A 16,310-nucleotide genomic window follows, 5' to 3' on the forward strand; every position below is an offset into this window, starting at 1 on the left:
GCGATGATCGTTCTTGACGCGGTACTGGGGGCTCTCGGTGTCCTCGGGGTGGTGGGTGCGATGAGCATCCGGGTCGTGCAGCAGTTCCAGCGGGGCGTTGTCTTCCGGTTCGGGCGGGTCCGGGACGAGCTGCGGCAGCCCGGGTTGGTGATGCTGATGCCGGTCGCGGACCGGATCCGCCGGGTGAACGTGCAGATCATCACGATGCCCATCCCCGCGCAGGAGGGGATCACCCGGGACAACGTCACCGTGCGGGTGGACGCGGTGGTCTACTTCAAGGTCGTCGACCCGGTGCTGGCGACGGTCAACGTGCAGGACTACCAGTTCGCCATCTCGCAGGTCGCGCAGACCTCGCTGCGTTCGATCATCGGCAAGAGCGAGCTGGACGACCTGCTCGCCAACCGGGAGCCGATCAACCAGGGGCTGGAGCTGATGCTCGACAGCCCGGCGCTGGGCTGGGGCGTGCAGATCGACCGGGTGGAGATCAAGGACGTCGCGCTGCCCGAGTCGATGAAGCGCTCGATGTCGCGGCAGGCGGAGGCCGAGCGGGAGCGGCGGGCCCGGATCATCACGGCGGACGGCGAGTACCAGGCCTCGACCCGGCTCTCGGAGGCCGCCACGATCATGAGCTCCGCCCCGGCCGCGCTCCAACTCCGGCTGCTGCAGACGGTGGTGGAGGTCGCGGCGGAGAAGAACTCGACGCTGGTGCTGCCCTTCCCGGTCGAGCTGCTGCGCTTCCTGGACACCGCGACCCGATCGACGGAGGCTGCCATGGCGTCCGGTACGACGCCTGGGCAGGAGGTCGAGAGCGGGCCCGAGCAGCGCGGGATCGAGCAGCTGGAGTTCCCGCCGCTGGAGGAGGTGCTGAAGCACCCGGTCGAGGTCGCCGATCCGCCGGAGCCCTGACCGGGGCGAGCGGGCCCGGTACAAGGCGCCCGTGTGGCGCAGCCGTTCGGGGCGGACCACGATGAGTAGGGAGCTATCGAGAGGGAGGTGCGGCGATGACCACCGCGAAGGAGATCATGCACCCCGGTGCCGAGTGCGTACGAGCCCGTCAGACGCTTGCCGACGCGGCGCGGATCATGCGGGACAGGGACGTCGGCGCGCTGCCGATCTGCGGGGAGGACGACAAGCTGCTCGGCATCCTCACCGACCGCGACATCGTGCTCAGGTGCGTTGCCGAAGGGCGTGACGCGAGCACCCTGACTGCTGGGGAGATCGCGCTGGGGCGGCCCATGGTGGTGGAGGCGGACGAGGACGCCGAGCAGGTGCTGCGGGTGATGGAGCAGTACCGCGTCCGGCGGTTGCCGGTGATCAACCACCCCGACCACAAGCTGGTCGGCATGATCAGCGAGGCCGACATCGCCCGTGGCCTGCCGCAGGAGCGGCTGGCGGAGTTCGTCAGCGCGATCTGCGCGGAGTAGCGGCCCGGCGACGCTCGGGTGGCCCCAGGAGGAGGAGAGCACCTCGTGGGGCCACCCGCTCACGGCCGGTCCGGGCGGGGTCAGATCTTCGCGAGGAAGGTGTCCGCGATGACCTGGTAGCCGGTGTCGTTGGCGTGGATGTCGCCGCGTGCCATGTTGGTCCACTGCATGATGCGTGCGACGTTCAGCGGGATCTGCTGTCCGCCGAACGGGACGAGCGGGAGGAAGGCGTTGGTCGAGAAGGCCGCGCCCACGTCGGCGGTCGGGACGCCGTGGCCGGCGTCGGTGAGACCGATGGTGGCGTTGAGGAGGTCGGCGAGCGGGACGGAGAGCCCGGCCTGGGTGCGGCCCTGCGGGCCGGTCAACCAGACGGCCAGGAACGGGTCGTAGAGATTCATGCCGATGATCCGGGTGTGCGGGCCGGCCGCTGCCTTGAGCTGGGTGAGCACGGTGTCGAGGCCCTTGGCGACCTTGCCCACACCGGTCAGCGCGCAGGGCAGGTCGACGGTGCCGCCGGTGAGGCAGCCGTCCACGTCGTTGGCGCCGATGTCCAGCGTCACCACCGTGCGGTCGCCGTGGTGGGCGCGCAGGTAGGCGACGGCGGCGGTGAGTTGCGAGCTCTGGTACGGGTGCGGGTAGGGGCAGCCGCCGTTGATCATGCTGCCGGTGGTCTCTCCCGGGCAGCCGAGGTCGGTGAAGTCGAAGGCCCGCCCGGCGGCGGCCGCGCGGGCGCCCAGGGTGCGCGCGATGTCCTGCGCGTAGCCCCGGCCGGTGACGTGACCGCCACCGGGCAGCGACTGGTAGCCGGCGGCCAACGAGTCGCCCAGCGCGAGGTAGTGGCGCGGGAGGTCCTTGGCCGCCGGAGCGGCGGAGGCCGGAGCGGCGAGGCCGAGCAGCGCCGTGGCGGCGGCGAGCGCCGAGACGGTCAGCAGACGGGCGGATCTGAGCAGGGGCACGCGCATGAGCTCTCCAGCGGGTCCGGAAGACGGGCACCGCGAGGCTACTGTGCGGTAGGGCGGGGGAGTAGGGGGTGCGCAGCCCCAGTTTGGGGCGGGCTGCCGGTCAGAGGGCGTAGACGGAGGTGGCGTGCGCGGCCGGGGTGGCGGCGCCGTCGGTGAGGGTGATGTCCAGGAAGGCCAGGCGGCGGCCCAGCTTGGTGATCCGCGCGGTGACCAGCACGTCCGCGCCGACCACCGCGCGCTGGAAGCTGGTCGACTGCTGGACGGTCGCCATCGGGGCGAAGCCGCCGCGCGCCGCCGAGAGGGCGATCACGCACGCGGTGTCCGCCGCCGCCATCATCGCCTGGCCGGAGAGTGCGCCGCCCTCGCGGGCCAGCCGGTCGGACCAGGGCAGCAGCAGTACGGCGTGCTGCTCGCCGGTCTCCGTCACGGTGAGGCCGAGCTCCAGCACCCAGGGGGCGAAGTTGTCGGCGAGGATCTTGTCCGCCTCGGCGGTGGAGAGAGTCACCGGCCCATTGTGCCGGTCGGCTTGACGTCACCGCCACACCCCGGCATACCGTCTGCACGGTGGACTCCGCAGCGGGCCGGCCCGCCTCGATCTTCAACCCCGACACCTACGCCGAGGGCGTCCCGTACGAGGTCTTCCGCGAGCTGCGGGCGGCCACGCCGGTCTGCTGGGTCGAGGAGACCCCCGTCGGCAACTGGCCTGCCGGGCCCGGGTACTGGGCCGTCCTGCGGCACGCGGACGTCAAGTACGTGTTGCGCACGCCGGAGGTGTTCTCCTCGTACCTGGGTGCGACGCAGATCCGGGACCCCGACTCCCTGGCCGACCTGGAGTTCGCGCGCACGATGATGCTGAACCAGGACCCTCCGGACCAGTCCCGGTTGCGGCGGATCGTCGCCGGGGCCTTCACCCCCCGCGCTTTGGGTGAGCTGACGGAGGCGATTGAGGATTGTTCGCGGGAGCTGATCGACTCCGTTCATGCGGCGGGTGAGGCGGACTTCGTGCAGTTGGCGGCCGACCTGCCGGTGCGGACGCTGGCCTGGATCATGGGTGTTCCTGAGCAGGACCGGCAGTTGCTCGTCGACTGGGCGAACCGCGTGATCGGCTATCAGGACACCGACCTCGCCAGCTCCAGGATCGTCGACCCGGACCGACTTACCGACCTTGGTCGGGCGGCTCTCGCGCACCGTCCTACGATCATGACCACCCAGGACGGCCGACCGGTCAACCCGCGATCGCGTGCCGCCCTTGCCGACATGTTCGCGTACGCGCACGGACTGGCCGAACGGCCGCGGTCCGGCAGCGTGCTGGCACGGATGCGGGAGGCCGGGCTGAGCACCGAGGAGTTCGAGACCTCGTTCTTTCTCTTCGCGGTCGCTGGTAATGAGACGGTACGTAATGCGTTGCCCGGGGGCCTGCATACGCTGCTCTCTCATCCCGATCAGTATCGGCTGCTGCGGGAACAGCGATCCGAGTTGATCGCTTCAGCTGTGGAGGAGATCCTGCGCTTTTGGCCTCCAGTCGTATCGTTCCGGCGAACTGCCACGCGGGAGATCGAATTGGCTGGCAAGAAGATCCGGCGCGGCGAGAAGGTCGTCGTCTACCACGCCTCGGCGAACCGCGACGAGAGCGTTTTTCCGAACCCTGATCGCTTCGACGTCACTCGATCCCATAACGACCACGTCAGCTTCGGTTACGGTCCGCACTTCTGCCTCGGGGCGCAACTGGCCCGCGTCCAGATGAGAGCGATGCTGGGGCGGGTCGTCGCCGACCTGCCCGGACTGGATCTGGCCCCCGGTGTTGCACCGACCCGACTCGTGTCCAATTTCCAGAACGGGCTGAAGCATCTGCCGATCCGTTGGAGGAATGACCACTGACCGCCCCCCGGGGGGCGGTCAGCTTCGCCCCGTGCCGTCGGTCCCAGATGGCATGACCCCCGGAGCGGCTCAAATGCCAACCGTCCCGTGCTCACCCGCCACCGGGCATGGCTGGACGGCCTGGTCCGCGCCGGCGTCGCGTCGGCAGGAGCCGTCCAACCAACGTGTGCGGCGCTCTTCAGCGCCGCCGCATCCGTGTGACTGCTCAGCCGTGTTCTTGAGCCGCTGGTGAGGACGCCGACCCTTCTGGGCACGCGCGCGTGAACCGTCGACGCCGACGGTGCCAACGTCACCTCGGACGCTGATCAACGCCTACCCGACCACGAGGTGACCTGAAAAACTTCCCGGCTCGCGGCAACCCTTTGCGGAGCCTGTGACCACTAGGGGGTGGATCCGGTCAGTTCCGGTGTCCGGATCCCCTCTCTCGTGCCTCTGTTCGCAAGGAGAACGTCTACCCATGAGCAATCCCCCGAACGGCGGGCGCCGCGGGCGTCACCGCCGTCGCTTGAGCGCCACCGCTCTGCTGCTCGGCGTGTCCGTCAGCGTCGGGTCGTACTTCGTGTTCGTTCACGAGGACTCCCAGGCCGCGACGGTCGACGGCGGTGCCTACTACCGGCTGGTCTCGGTGCGCAGCGGCCAGGTGCTGGATGTCAACGCCTTCTCCACCGCCGACGGTACCCGGATCCAGCAGTGGACCGATCAGAACACCGCCAACCAGCAGTGGAAGCTGCGGTCCACCGGGGACGGCTACTACGAGCTGGTGAACCGCAACAGCGGCAAGGTGCTGGGCATCGCGGGCGACTCGACCGCCCAGGCGGTTCCCGCCGAGCAGCAGACGGACCGCTCGGCCGCCTCCCAGCAGTGGCGGATCAGCGATGTGAGCGGTTCCGAGGCCGTCACTTTCACCTCCCGCAGGAGCGGTCAGGTGCTGGACGTCTCCGGAAGCTCCACGGACCGGGGCGCGCAGGTCATCCAGTGGCCCGGCAAGGGCAGCACCAACCAGCAGTGGAAGCTGGTGAGAACGGCCGAGACCCAGGCGTCCGGGGCCGGCGGCGCGCAGACCACGGGTGCGGCCGGACCGTATGTGTGGCAGAACGCCCCGGTGGCGGGCGGCGGTTACGTCACGGGGCTGGTCTTCAACCAGCGGGAGAAGGGTCTGCTGTACGCGCGCACCGACATGGGTGGCGCGTACCGCTGGGACACCGGGGCCGAGCAGTGGATCCCGCTGACCGACTGGGTCGGCGAGAAGGACTGGAACCTGCTGGGCATCGAGTCTCTGGCCACCGATCCCGTCGACCCCAGCCGGCTCTACCTCGCGGCGGGCACCTACACCAACGACTGGGCCGGTAACGGCGCGATCCTGCGCTCCACCGACCGTGGCCGCACCTTTCAGCGCACCGATCTGCCGTTCAAGCTGGGTGGCAACGAGGACGGCCGCGGGGCGGGCGAGCGGCTGGTGATCGATCCCGCGAACCATGACACCCTGCTGCTGGGCACCCGCAAGAACGGCCTGTGGCGCAGCACCGACGCCGGCATGACCTGGAGTCAGGTCTCCTCGTTCCCCGTCAAGGACGGGGCGAGCAGCGGCGGGGGCATCTCCTTCGTGACGTACGGCCCGTCCGGCAGCGGGACGGTCTACGTGGGCGTCGCCGACAAGTCCACCTCGCTGTACCGCTCCACCGACGGCGGCAGCACCTGGCAGGCCGTCTCCGGGCAGCCCACCGGCCAGGTGCCGCAGCACGGCGTGCTCTCCGGTGACGGCTCGCTGTACCTGACGTACACCAACGTGCTCGGTCCCAACGGTGTGACGGCGGGTTCGGTGTGGAAGTACACGCCGTCCGGCGGGGTGTGGAAGAACATCTCCCCCTCCCAGGGCACCTACGGGTTCGCCGGTCTGGCTGTCGACCCGCAGAGGCCGTCCACGGTGATGGTCACCACCCTGGACCGCTGGTGGCCCCAGGACGAGCTCTACCGCTCCACCGACGGCGGTGCGACCTGGACTGCCCAGGCCGCGAAGTCGGCGCGGGACGCCTCCGCCGCCCCGTACCTCGGTACCGGCATCGGGCACTGGATGACCGCCCTGTCCATCGACCCCTTCGACTCCGGGCACGTGATGTACGGCACCGGCAACGGCATCTGGGCCAGCAAGGACGCCAACGCGACCGACAGCGGCGGCACCAGCCACTGGACCATCGGAGCCCGCGGGCTGGAGGAGACCGCGCTCTTTGATGCGATCGCCCCGCCCGGCGGCGCCGCCCTCATCACCTCCATGGGCGACCAAGGCGGTTTCCTGTACGACGACCTGACCAAGGAGCCCTCCGCGCGGCTGACCAACCCGACGATCTACAACAGCACCAGCCTCGACTTCGCCCAGTCCAACCCCTCGGTGATGGTGCGGGTCGGCCGTGGCGGCGAGCAGGACGGCGCCTACTCCACCGACGGCGGTCACAACTGGAACGGCTTCAAGGCGAAGCCGGTGCCCAGCGCCAACAGCGGCCACATCGCCATCGCGGCGGACGGCTCCAGCATCGTCTGGACCGAGGCCGGCCAGGCCCCGTACCGCTCGACCGACAAGGGGGCGAGCTGGTCGAAGGTCAACGGCCTCGGCATCGACGCCGCGGTCGTCGCCGACCGGTCCTCGGCCAACACCTTCTACTCACTGGCCGGCGGCACGCTCTACGCCAGCACCGACGGCGGCGCGACCTTCACCGCCCGCGCCACCAACCTGCCCACCGGCAGGCTCAGCGCCCTCCCCGGCGGCGCCGGGGACCTGTGGATCGCCGGCGGCGGCAAGGGCCTGCTGCACTCCACCGACGGCGGCCGCAGCTTCACCACGCTCTCAACGGTGCAGTCCGCCTCCGCCGTCGGATACGGCAAGGCCGCACCGGGCACCTCCTACCAGGCCCTGTACCTGATCGGTACCGTCAAGGACGTCACCGGAGTCTTCCGCTCCACCGACAAGGGCGCCACCTGGCTCCGCATCAACGACGACGCCCACCAATGGGGCAACTTCGCCAGCCGCGGCATCATCACCGGCGACCCCGACACCTACGGTCGCGTCTACATCGGCACCAACGGACGCGGTCTCCAGTACGGCGACCCTTCCTGACCCCGACGCCCGAGCGGGGCCGCAGGCACAACGGCCCGCGGCCCCGCCCTGGCCGACGGAAGGCGCTTCGTCTTCACCGGCATGCTGGTGGCGGCCGGCTTCGCGGTGACCGCTGTCGTCCGGGAGCCTGCGGGCCGAACGCCGCTGCCGCTGCGGCCGCGGTCACGTCCACCGGGACTGCCGCGGTTGCGCCGTCGAACGCCACAGCGCCGCCCTCCCGGCCGAGCCCGGTGCCGCCCAGCGCCCCCATACCGCGGACGCTGTGGGCGGACTGCTTGGTCGACCCGCACAGCACCATCTACTGGGCGCAGAGCAACATCAGGCTCAAGACCACCCAGCCGCTCACCGCACTGACCCCGAACTGTGCGCATCGGCCAGAGCGGCGGCGTGCAGAGCACCGGCAGCTGGCAGACCCTGTCCACGGACGACCACCATCGCCTGTAGGAGGAAAGCGGCGCGCTGGTCCAGCGCTGGTCCTCAAGCCGGGCCGTATGGTGCCGCCCGGACAGCACGTCTTCGCCGGCCAGTTCAACCACGCCACCGGCGGACGGGACGCCAGGGACGACACCTACCGCGCCGACGCCGGGACCGCCGCAGCTGTCCTCGCGCTCCGGGGCGGCTCCGCCCCGCCGGGATGAGGCCGCGCCAATCTCCGGCTCGACAAAAAATTTCTCCCCGATCACGGCAACCCTTTTGCGCGCGGCGCCAACTGACAGGTATCCGGGCCGAGACCAAGGCCCACTGCGCCAGAAGGACAAGCCCTTGCCAGATCAGAACCGCTCTCATCGCCGCCGTCCGGCAACCCGCCGTCTGATCGCCGCCGCCGTGGTGCTCGCCGCCGCGGGTGCTGCCATACCGCTGGTCGCCCAGGCCGCATTCACGCCGAACGCCGGCACGCCGACCACGGTCGGGGATGCAGCGGCGGGCAGCGGCCGCTACTTCGGTGCGGCAGTGGCCGCGGGTAGGCTCGGGGACTCGACGTACTCCAGCATTCTCGACCGGGAATTCAAGATGGTCACCCCGGAGAACGAGATGAAGTGGGACACCACCGAACCCTCCCGGGGGTCGTTCAACTTCGGCCCCGCCGACCAGATCGTCAACCACGCCTCGGCGCACGGCCAGAAGATGCGCGGCCACACCCTGGTCTGGCACTCGCAGCTGCCGTCCTGGGTCAGCTCCATCGGCGACGCGAACACGCTGCGCGGCGTGATGGACAACCACATCACCACCCAGATGAGCCACTACAAGGGCAAGATCTACGCCTGGGACGTGGTCAACGAGGCCTTCGCCGACGGCGGCAGTGGCCAGCACCGCAGCTCGGTGTTCCAGAACGTGCTGGGCAACGGCTTCATCGAGGAGGCCTTCCGAACCGCCCGGAACACCGACTCCTCGGCCAAGCTCTGCTACAACGACTACAACATCGAGAACTGGTCCGACGCCAAGACCCAGGGCGTCTACAACATGGTCAAGGACTTCAAGTCCCGTGGCGTGCCCATCGACTGCGTCGGCTTCCAGAGCCACTTCGGCGCGGGCGGCCCCCCGGCGAGCTTCCGGACCACCCTGTCCAACTTCGCCGCGCTCGGCGTCGACGTCCAGATCACCGAACTCGACATCGCCCAGGCCTCGCCCACCAACTACGCCAACACGGTCAACGCCTGCCTCGCCGTGGCCCGGTGCACCGGCATCACGGTGTGGGGCATCCGCGACAGCGACTCCTGGCGCACCGGCGACAGCCCGCTGCTGTTCGACAGCAACGGAAACAAGAAGCCCGCCTACAACGCGGTACTCACCGCCCTGGGAGGCTCCGGCAAGACTCCCGGCGGAGGCATCACCTCCGGCAGCATCTACACGCTCACCGACGCGGCCGCCGGACGTGTCCTCGACGAGCCCGCCGGGCAGAACGGCAACGGCACCCAGCTCCAGGTGTGGGATGCCAGCGGCGCCACCAACCAGCAGTGGCGCGCCGACCGGAACAGCGACAGCTCCTACACCCTCACCAACATCGCCAGCGGCCGCGTCCTGGACGAGCCGGGCGGACAGACGGCCAACGGCACGAAGATACAGGTCAGGGACGCCAACAACGGCGTTAACCAACACTGGAAGGCCGCCCGGAACAGCGACGGCTCCTACACCCTCACCAACGCCGCCAGCGGCCGAGCCCTGGAGACCCCCGGCAACCAGACCGCCAACGGCACCACCGTCCAGATCTGGGACGCCTGGGGCGCTGCCAACCAGCACTGGAACTTCACCCTGTCCGGGTCGCCGACACCGTCGCCGACGTCGAGGGGCGGCACGTGTGCCCTGCCCTCCTCGTACCGTTGGTCGTCGACGGGTTCGTTGGCGCAGCCGGCGAACGGGTGGGGCGCGGTGAAGGACTTCACCGACGTGGTCTACAACGGCGAGCACCTGGTCTACGCGTCGAACGTGTCGGGGTCCTCGTACGGCTCGATGATGTTCAGCCCCTTCACCAACTGGTCGGACATGGCGTCGGCCGGGCAGAGCGGGATGGGCCAGGCCGCGGTGGCGCCGACGCTGTTCTACTTCGCGCCCAAGAACATCTGGGTGCTGGCCTACCAGTGGGGCCAGTGGCCGTTCATCTACCGCACGTCGAGCGACCCGACCAACCCCAACGGCTGGTCCGCGCCACAGCCGCTGTTCACCGGCAGCATCCCGGGCGCAGCCCCGATCGACCAGACCCTGATCGCCGACGGCCAGAACATGTACCTGTTCTTCGCCGGTGACAACGGCAACATCTACCGGGCGAGCATGCCGATCGGGAACTTCCCCGGCAACTTCAGCTCCTCCTACACGACCGTCATGAGCGACACGGTGAAGAACCTGTTCGAGGCACCACAGGTCTACAAGGTCCAGGGCCAGAACCAGTACCTCATGATCGTCGAGGCCCGGGGCGCGAACGAGCAGCGCTACTTCCGCTCGTTCACCGCCACCAGCCTGAACGGCTCGTGGACCCCGCAGGCCGCCACCGAGAGCAACCCCTTCGCGGGCAAGGCCAACAGCGGCGCCACCTGGACCAACGACATCAGCCACGGCGACCTGGTCCGCAACAACCCCGACCAGACCATGACCATCGACCCCTGCAACCTGCAGTTCCTCTACCAGGGCAAGTCCCCCACCGCGAGCGGCCCCTACGACCAACTCCCGTGGCGACCGGGAGTCCTCACCCTGCAGCACTGACCCGCCCGATCAACAGTGATCGCGATCAGGTGCAGTCTGCCGGCACATGGACGAGCGGTCTACGGCGTGGGCAACTCCACCTGCTGACCGACACTCCCGCCTCGAGGAACCCCAGCCGTGCGTCGGCTGGGGTTCCCCTCTTTCGTGGACTTTCATCGCGGGTACGGACCGAAGCACTACGACGCCACCGCGGATACCGCTTGCGGGCCGTGATGCCGCGCGTTTGCCGGATACCTCAACGCCTTGAAGTCTTGGCCACTGCCAAGACCTGGAGAGGTAGCAACACGGACAGATCTCCTGAACGACGCCGCCCTGCGGGGGCGTGTCATGAATCCTGATAGTCCCGCAGCTTTCGGGTCCTCGACCCCGGGGAGACCGGCACGGCAGGATGCCCGGGAGGCGGCCGCGCCATAACCCGGGCATCGGAGAGAGGTCAGCTTCTGACGGGTGTCTGGACGGCTGGGTGAGAGGGAAGAACCCCCAGCCGAGGTACGGCCGGGGGTTCTCGGGACGGCGGTTGTCGGTCAGCTGCTGGGGCAGGTCGGCCCAGATCGGGCGGGTCAGTGCTGCAGGGTGAGGACTCCCGGTCGCCACGGGAGTTGGTCGTAGGGGCCGCTCGCGGTGGGGGACTTGCCCTGGTAGAGGAACTGCAGGTTGCAGGGGTCGATGGTCATGGTCTGGTCGGGGTTGTTGCGGACCAGGTCGCCGTGGCTGATGTCGTTGGTCCAGGTGGCGCCGCTGTTGGCCTTGCCCGCGAAGGGGTTGCTCTCGGTGGCGGCCTGCGGGGTCCACGAGCCGTTCAGGCTGGTGGCGGTGAACGAGCGGAAGTAGCGCTGCTCGTTCGCGCCCCGGGCCTCGACGATCATGAGGTACTGGTTCTGGCCCTGGACCTTGTAGACCTGTGGTGCCTCGAACAGGTTCTTCACCGTGTCGCTCATGACGGTCGTGTAGGAGGAGCTGAAGTTGCCGGGGAAGTTCCCGATCGGCATGCTCGCCCGGTAGATGTTGCCGTTGTCACCGGCGAAGAACAGGTACATGTTCTGGCCGTCGGCGATCAGGGTCTGGTCGATCGGGGCTGCGCCCGGGATGCTGCCGGTGAACAGCGGCTGTGGCGCGGACCAGCCGTTGGGGTTGGTCGGGTCGCTCGACGTGCGGTAGATGAACGGCCACTGGCCCCACGCGGCTCGGTGCGCGGCTGGAACTCGGCCTGCGCCCAGGGCAAGGTCTCGATGACCCCGCAGCAGTGGGGCAGCCTGGTCCGGGGCGCTTACCCCGGCTACAGCGGTCCGCGTCCGCGCGTGCAGCTGTGGCACGGGACCGCCGACACCATCCTGAGCCCCGACAACCTCGGCGAAGAGGTCAAGCAGTGGACCGACGTCCTCGGCGTGGCCCAGACCCCGTCGGCCACGGACACCCCTGCGGCCGGCTGGACCCGTACTCGGTACAACACCAGCGCCGGTGCCACCCAGGTCGAGGCGTACAGCATCGCCGGGGCCGGCCACCAACTGCCGGTGCAGGGCACCACGATGGCCGCCCAGGCCGTCCACTTCATGGGCCTGGACGCCGGGTCGTCCGGTAGCGATTCGACCGGGGCGCTGCGCGCGGTGGGTGCGGGCAAGTGCCTGACCGACGCCAACAACACGACGCTGGGCACTCAGCAGCAGATCTACGCCTGCAACGGGGGCGCGAACCAGACCTGGACCCGTACCGCGTCGAACGAGCTGACCGTGACCGTCGGTGGCAGCACGCTGTGCCTGGACGCCACCGCGAAGGGCACCGTCAACGGAACCAAGGTGGTCGTCTGGTCCTGCAACGGCCAGGCCAACCAGCAGTGGCAGCTGAATTCGGACGGTACCGTCACCGGGGTGCAGGCGGGGCTCTGCCTGGATGTAGCCGGCCTGGCCACCGCCGACGGGTCGCCCGTCCAGCTGTGGAGCTGCAGCGGCGGCAGCAACCAGCAGTGGACGCTGGGATGACACCACGTGCACCCTGGTCGCGGTGACCGGACCGGGTCTGCGCAGCTCGCGGCGCTACCGTCTGCCCGCCGCACCGTCAGGGTGCGGTGGGCAGAAGTGCGCAGCGGCGCGCAGGCGCAGGCGGCGCCGTTCAGGGTGAACCGGGCCGGTGCCGGGTAGGCGCCGGAGTGCGTCGCCTGGAAGCCGAAGCTCGTACTCGCTCCGGCTGCCAGGGAGCCGTTCCAGCCGGCATCCTGCGCGGTCACGGTGGCGCCGGACTGGGTCACTGTCGCATTTCCACGCGTTGGAGATCCGCTGGTCGCCGGAGAAGCTCCAGCGGAGCGTCCAGCCGGACACGGCCGAGGTCCCGGTGTTCCGGACGGTCACCGTCGCGGTGAAGCCGGTGCCCCACGAGTTGCTGACCTGGTACGCCATCGAGCACGAGGCCGCCGGTGGCACGGGGTCGTCGTCAGCCTCGGTGGCGGTGAAGGTCGCCGCCGTCACGCCCGTGGACGGGGCGGGAGCGCTCCCAGATCCCCATGAAGCCAGCTGACCACCTGGCGCGTCAAGATGCGTTAAAAGAGCGGCAGTTGATGCTCCCTCGATGGGTGGGACCCACCCGGTCCCCGGCCCACCGGTTCACGAGCCACCGCCTACTGACCCACCGCCTACTGACCCACCGCCTACCGGCTCACAGCCGACCGGCGAGCCGATCGGCCGTCAGGTGGTGCGCGCGGCGGCGGTGTCACCGCGCCGCGCGCACCCGGATGCTCAGATGAAGCGCCAGAGGTGGTCGAAGGTGCCGTTGTCGTCCCACAGGACGATCTGCGCCCCTTGGGAGGTGGAGGCTCCGGAGACGCCGACGACGCGGCCGTCGGCGGACTGGATGCGGAAGGTGTCGCCGCCGCCGTGCCGCAGTCGCCACTGGTGGCCGGCGGCTCCGTCGTCGGTCCACTGGACCATCCTGGTACCGGTCGCGGTGCCGCCGCCCTCTGTGGCGAGGACCTTGCCACTGTTGGAGTTCCTGAGCCGCAGGTAGCCGCCGGAGTCGACCACCGCGGTCCACAGGTGGTCGGCGGTGCCGTTGTCGCCCCACTGGATCACCAGGGCGCCGTCGCTGGTCGACATGGTCTGCACGCCGAGCAGCAGCCCGTTGTTCACGTTCTGGATGCGCCGGGTGCCGGTCGGCACGAACCACCACCGGCTGGTCGCCGAACCGGTGTCCGGGGCCTGTACGGCCAGGGCGCCCTGGGTGGTGGAGGCGCCGGCGACACCGAGGAACTTGCCGCTGTCGGCATTGCGCAGACCGTGCGAGCCGTCGGCCGTCTCGACGACGGACCAGCGGTGGTCGGCGGTGCCGTTGTCCGACCACTGGAGCACCTGGGCGTTGTCGGCTGTGGACATGCTCTGGACGCCCAGGACCTTGCCGCTGTTGGCGTTGCGCAGGCGCAGCGCGGTGCCGTCCACCACGGGCACCCAGTCGTGGTCGGCGGTGCCGGTGTCGCCCCACTGCAGGGCGGGGGCGCCGTCGGCCGTGGACATGTCCTTGATGCCGAGCACCTGCCCGCTGCCCGCGTTGAGCAGCCGGAATCCGCTGTGCCCGGTGTTCCAGTAGACGGTGTAGTTGAAGCCCTGGGCGTCGTGGAACGGCACGAGTCCGACGGAGGATCCGTCGGCGGTCGCGGTGAAGGCGAGGCCGGTCGTGCTGGTCCGGGTGACCGACGCCGGGTCGAGCGTCGGGAGGGCGGACAGGGCGGTGCTGCCGTAGTTTCCGCAGAGCACGACCGGGCCGTAGGTGACCGCGGCGACGTCCGGGTTGTCGTTGGCGGCCCGCAGGACCGTCCGCATGGGCAGCTTGACGGTCACCGTGTCGCCGGAGGTCCAGGAGCGAGTGAGGGTGGCGTAGCTGCTCGGCGTCGTGGCGATGCTCTGCGCCGTGCCGTTGACGCTCACCGTGGCACCGGAGGTCCAGGCGGGAATGCGGATACGCATCGACCAGGTGCCGCCGACGCTTCCGGTGACCTTGATCGTGGTGGTGTCCTCCGCGGGGTAGGCGGTGGTCTGGGTGACCGTGATGCCCCGTTCGGTCCAGGTGAGGACGGTGGGCACGAACAGGTTCACGATGAGCGTGGTGCCGTCGTTGAAGTAGACGGAGTCCGCCAGCTTGGTCTGGGACTCCATCCCGGTGCCCTGGCAGCACCAGAAGGAGTCGTAGTCGGTGCTCCAGGTGCCGCCTCCCCAGGCCGGGCCGACGCCACGCCGGCCGCCGGGCCTGAGCGGGGTGAAGTAGGTGACGTGCCCGTGCGGGTCGGCGGGGTTCTGCGCGCCGACGACGTGGTTGAGGAGGGTGCGTTCGTAGAAGTCGAAGAACGCGGGCTGTCCGGGGTCCAACTGCCAGAGCTCACGGGTGAGCTTGAGCATGTTGTACGAGTTGCAGAGCTCGCAGGTGTCGTTGGTCAGGTAGCCGGCGATCGCGTCGGGGGCGCGGAAGTGCTCGGCCTGGCTGTTCCCGCCGATGGCGTAACTGTGCGAGGTGGTGGAGATCGCCCAGGCGTGCGAGGCGATGTCGCGGTAGCGCGTCGTGCCGGTGGCCAGGTACTCGCGGGCGGCGCCGATCCACTTGGGCACCTGGGTGTTGGCGTGCAGACCGTTCAGCTGGTCCTGGCCGGCCGCCAGCGGGTCGAACACGGCGGCGTGGTCGAAGCGTTGGGCGACCGTGAGCCAGCGCGGGTCGCCGGTCCGCAGGTGCAGGTCGGCCAGTACCTCGTTCATACCGCCGAACTCGGTGCCCAGCAGTGCCTGCATCTGGCTCTGGCTGAGCCGGCCCGTGCGCTGGTCGACCCAGCCGGCCAGCGCCAGGAGTACGTCCCGGGCCAGGGTGCTGCCCATCAGGCGCCACACGTCGAGCAGGCCGGCCATGGTCTTGTGGAGGCAGTAGTAGGGGACGTTGCCGTTCTTGAGCGTCCCGGCCTCGAGCTGGGCGAAGTCGGCCTCGGGGAAGCCCGAGAGGTAGCCGGGGGAGAACCCTGCAGCGGCGTTGTTGGCTTGGCACTTGGCCAGTTCGGCGACCATGAAGGCGGCCTTGTCGCGGCAGGCGGTGTCGCCCACCCCCGCGTAGGCCTGGGCCAAGGCGCTGAGGAAGTGCCCCTGCACGTGGGACCGGAAGGGGAACGACGGGGCGTCCCAACCACCGTTCGCGGCAGCGGCGTTGGTGGAAAGCCGATGGTTCGCGCGGAAGTTGTACAGCAGGCGGTCGGCGTCGACGAAGCGCAGGTACGCCACGGTGCGGTCTTGGTTGTCGAGCCACCGGCCGGCGGTGAGCCGGACCTCGCCGAGGTCGAACGGCGACGCGGAGACCCCGACGGCGGCCGCCTCGGCGGCTGTCGTCGAGGCGAGGGCGGCGGCCGGTGAGAGGGCCAGCGCGCCAGTTGCCTTGAGCAGGCTGCGACGGCTCAGGGGGGAGGGCGACATCGGGGGATCTGTTCCTTCCGGGGTGGGGAGGAGACCAACTTGGTCTGTTGGCGCTCGGTCTGTTAGCGCTAACAATTGGCACCGAGGAGTGGTCGCGGAGCGGGTGGAGGGGCGGGCCGAGCGCGGAGGCGGGGTGGGAAGTCCGTCGGCGGGCTGGTTCGCCATGTATAGCCTCGGTTTCCGGACTGTGTCCAGGCATGCGACCGCAACGCCCGGTTCACGGCGCGGCCCTAGCCTGACGGACCTGCCGGGCTCGGCCCCTGGCCGGTCTCGCGGACCTCCGGCCCGACTGGCCGGGACGTTCGCGGTGCACCGT

The 16,310-nt window shown here is 69.7% G+C and carries 10 protein-coding genes and 4 pseudogenes; 7 read left to right on the top strand and 7 right to left on the bottom strand.

Going from position 1 to position 16,310, the window contains the following annotated elements:
- Nucleotides 1-3 precede the first annotated feature (3 nt).
- Both ACR68M_RS31635 and ACR68M_RS31640 read left to right on the top strand, forming a co-directional pair.
- The gene (locus ACR68M_RS31635) at nucleotides 4-906 is read left to right on the top strand and encodes an SPFH domain-containing protein (protein WP_441247582.1); all 903 of its coding nucleotides are present in this window, start codon (nucleotides 4-6) and stop codon (nucleotides 904-906) included.
- Nucleotides 907-1,001: 95 nt separating this feature from the next.
- Nucleotides 1,002-1,424, top strand: coding sequence for a CBS domain-containing protein (locus tag ACR68M_RS31640; RefSeq protein WP_441247583.1), 423 nt, complete (start codon nucleotides 1,002-1,004; stop codon nucleotides 1,422-1,424).
- 80 nt (nucleotides 1,425-1,504) lie between these two features.
- Here the strand turns inward: ACR68M_RS31640 and ACR68M_RS31645 are convergent, their stop codons facing one another.
- The gene (locus tag ACR68M_RS31645; RefSeq protein ID WP_441247584.1) at nucleotides 1,505-2,386 is read right to left on the bottom strand and encodes an SGNH/GDSL hydrolase family protein; all 882 of its coding nucleotides are present in this window, start codon (nucleotides 2,384-2,386) and stop codon (nucleotides 1,505-1,507) included.
- A 100-nt stretch (nucleotides 2,387-2,486) separates the two neighbouring features.
- On the bottom strand, nucleotides 2,487-2,891 hold the full coding sequence (locus ACR68M_RS31650) for a PaaI family thioesterase (protein WP_441247585.1): 405 nt from the start codon (nucleotides 2,889-2,891) through the stop codon (nucleotides 2,487-2,489).
- A gap of 59 nt (nucleotides 2,892-2,950) precedes the next feature.
- On the opposite strand from ACR68M_RS31650, the gene ACR68M_RS31655 reads away from it, so the two are divergent.
- The 4 genes from ACR68M_RS31655 (at nucleotide 2,951) to ACR68M_RS31670 (ending at nucleotide 10,568) form a co-directional block, all read left to right on the top strand.
- A complete protein-coding gene (locus ACR68M_RS31655) occupies nucleotides 2,951-4,264 on the top strand; it encodes a cytochrome P450 (protein WP_441247586.1) in 1,314 nt (437 codons plus the stop codon).
- 457 nt (nucleotides 4,265-4,721) lie between these two features.
- Nucleotides 4,722-7,373, top strand: coding sequence for an RICIN domain-containing protein (locus ACR68M_RS31660; protein ID WP_441247587.1), 2,652 nt, complete (start codon nucleotides 4,722-4,724; stop codon nucleotides 7,371-7,373).
- A gap of 491 nt (nucleotides 7,374-7,864) precedes the next feature.
- Nucleotides 7,865-8,011 (top strand): hypothetical protein, encoded by a 147-nt coding sequence (locus tag ACR68M_RS31665; RefSeq protein ID WP_441247588.1) that lies wholly within the window; start codon nucleotides 7,865-7,867, stop codon nucleotides 8,009-8,011.
- A gap of 124 nt (nucleotides 8,012-8,135) precedes the next feature.
- Nucleotides 8,136-10,568, top strand: a complete 2,433-nt coding sequence (locus tag ACR68M_RS31670; RefSeq protein ID WP_441247589.1) for a non-reducing end alpha-L-arabinofuranosidase family hydrolase — start codon at nucleotides 8,136-8,138, stop codon at nucleotides 10,566-10,568.
- Nucleotides 10,569-11,128: 560 nt separating this feature from the next.
- Here the strand turns inward: ACR68M_RS31670 and ACR68M_RS31675 are convergent.
- Nucleotides 11,129-11,746: pseudogene (locus ACR68M_RS31675) on the bottom strand (non-reducing end alpha-L-arabinofuranosidase family hydrolase); the annotation flags it as partial.
- Nucleotides 11,747-11,866: 120 nt separating this feature from the next.
- On the opposite strand from ACR68M_RS31675, the gene ACR68M_RS31680 reads away from it, so the two are divergent.
- On the top strand, nucleotides 11,867-12,544 hold the full coding sequence (locus ACR68M_RS31680; protein ID WP_441247590.1) for a ricin-type beta-trefoil lectin domain protein: 678 nt from the start codon (nucleotides 11,867-11,869) through the stop codon (nucleotides 12,542-12,544).
- A 176-nt stretch (nucleotides 12,545-12,720) separates the two neighbouring features.
- Here the strand turns inward: ACR68M_RS31680 and ACR68M_RS31685 are convergent.
- From ACR68M_RS31685 to ACR68M_RS31700, 4 genes and pseudogenes are all read right to left on the bottom strand, one after another.
- Nucleotides 12,721-12,810: pseudogene (locus tag ACR68M_RS31685) on the bottom strand (cellulose binding domain-containing protein); the annotation flags it as partial.
- Between the two features lie 64 nt (nucleotides 12,811-12,874).
- Nucleotides 12,875-12,958: pseudogene (locus tag ACR68M_RS31690) on the bottom strand (cellulose binding domain-containing protein); the annotation flags it as partial.
- Between the two features lie 336 nt (nucleotides 12,959-13,294).
- On the bottom strand, nucleotides 13,295-13,651 hold the full coding sequence (locus ACR68M_RS31695; protein WP_441251764.1) for an RICIN domain-containing protein: 357 nt from the start codon (nucleotides 13,649-13,651) through the stop codon (nucleotides 13,295-13,297).
- Nucleotides 13,652-13,654: 3 nt separating this feature from the next.
- A pseudogene (locus ACR68M_RS31700) lies at nucleotides 13,655-15,994 on the bottom strand (beta-L-arabinofuranosidase domain-containing protein); the annotation flags it as partial.
- Nucleotides 15,995-16,310: the final 316 nt, after the last annotated feature.

Origin of the sequence: Kitasatospora sp. McL0602 (assembly GCF_052076145.1) — a bacterium.
In the GTDB taxonomy this organism is placed as follows: Bacteria; Actinomycetota; Actinomycetes; order Streptomycetales; family Streptomycetaceae; genus Kitasatospora.

What these genes read in the sequence shown, in the direction of transcription:
- ACR68M_RS31635 (WP_441247582.1), top strand. Translation starts at nt 4, where the DNA reads ATGATCGTTCTTGACGCGGTACTGGGGGCTCTCGGTGTCCTCGGGGTG.
- ACR68M_RS31640 (WP_441247583.1), top strand. Translation starts at nt 1,002, where the DNA reads ATGACCACCGCGAAGGAGATCATGCACCCCGGTGCCGAGTGCGTACGA.
- ACR68M_RS31645 (WP_441247584.1), bottom strand. Translation starts at nt 2,386, where the DNA reads ATGCGCGTGCCCCTGCTCAGATCCGCCCGTCTGCTGACCGTCTCGGCG.
- ACR68M_RS31660 (WP_441247587.1), top strand. Translation starts at nt 4,722, where the DNA reads ATGAGCAATCCCCCGAACGGCGGGCGCCGCGGGCGTCACCGCCGTCGC.
- ACR68M_RS31665 (WP_441247588.1), top strand. Translation starts at nt 7,865, where the DNA reads ATGGTGCCGCCCGGACAGCACGTCTTCGCCGGCCAGTTCAACCACGCC.
- ACR68M_RS31695 (WP_441251764.1), bottom strand. Translation starts at nt 13,651, where the DNA reads ATGTCGACCAGCGACGGCGCCCTGGTGATCCAGTGGGGCGACAACGGC.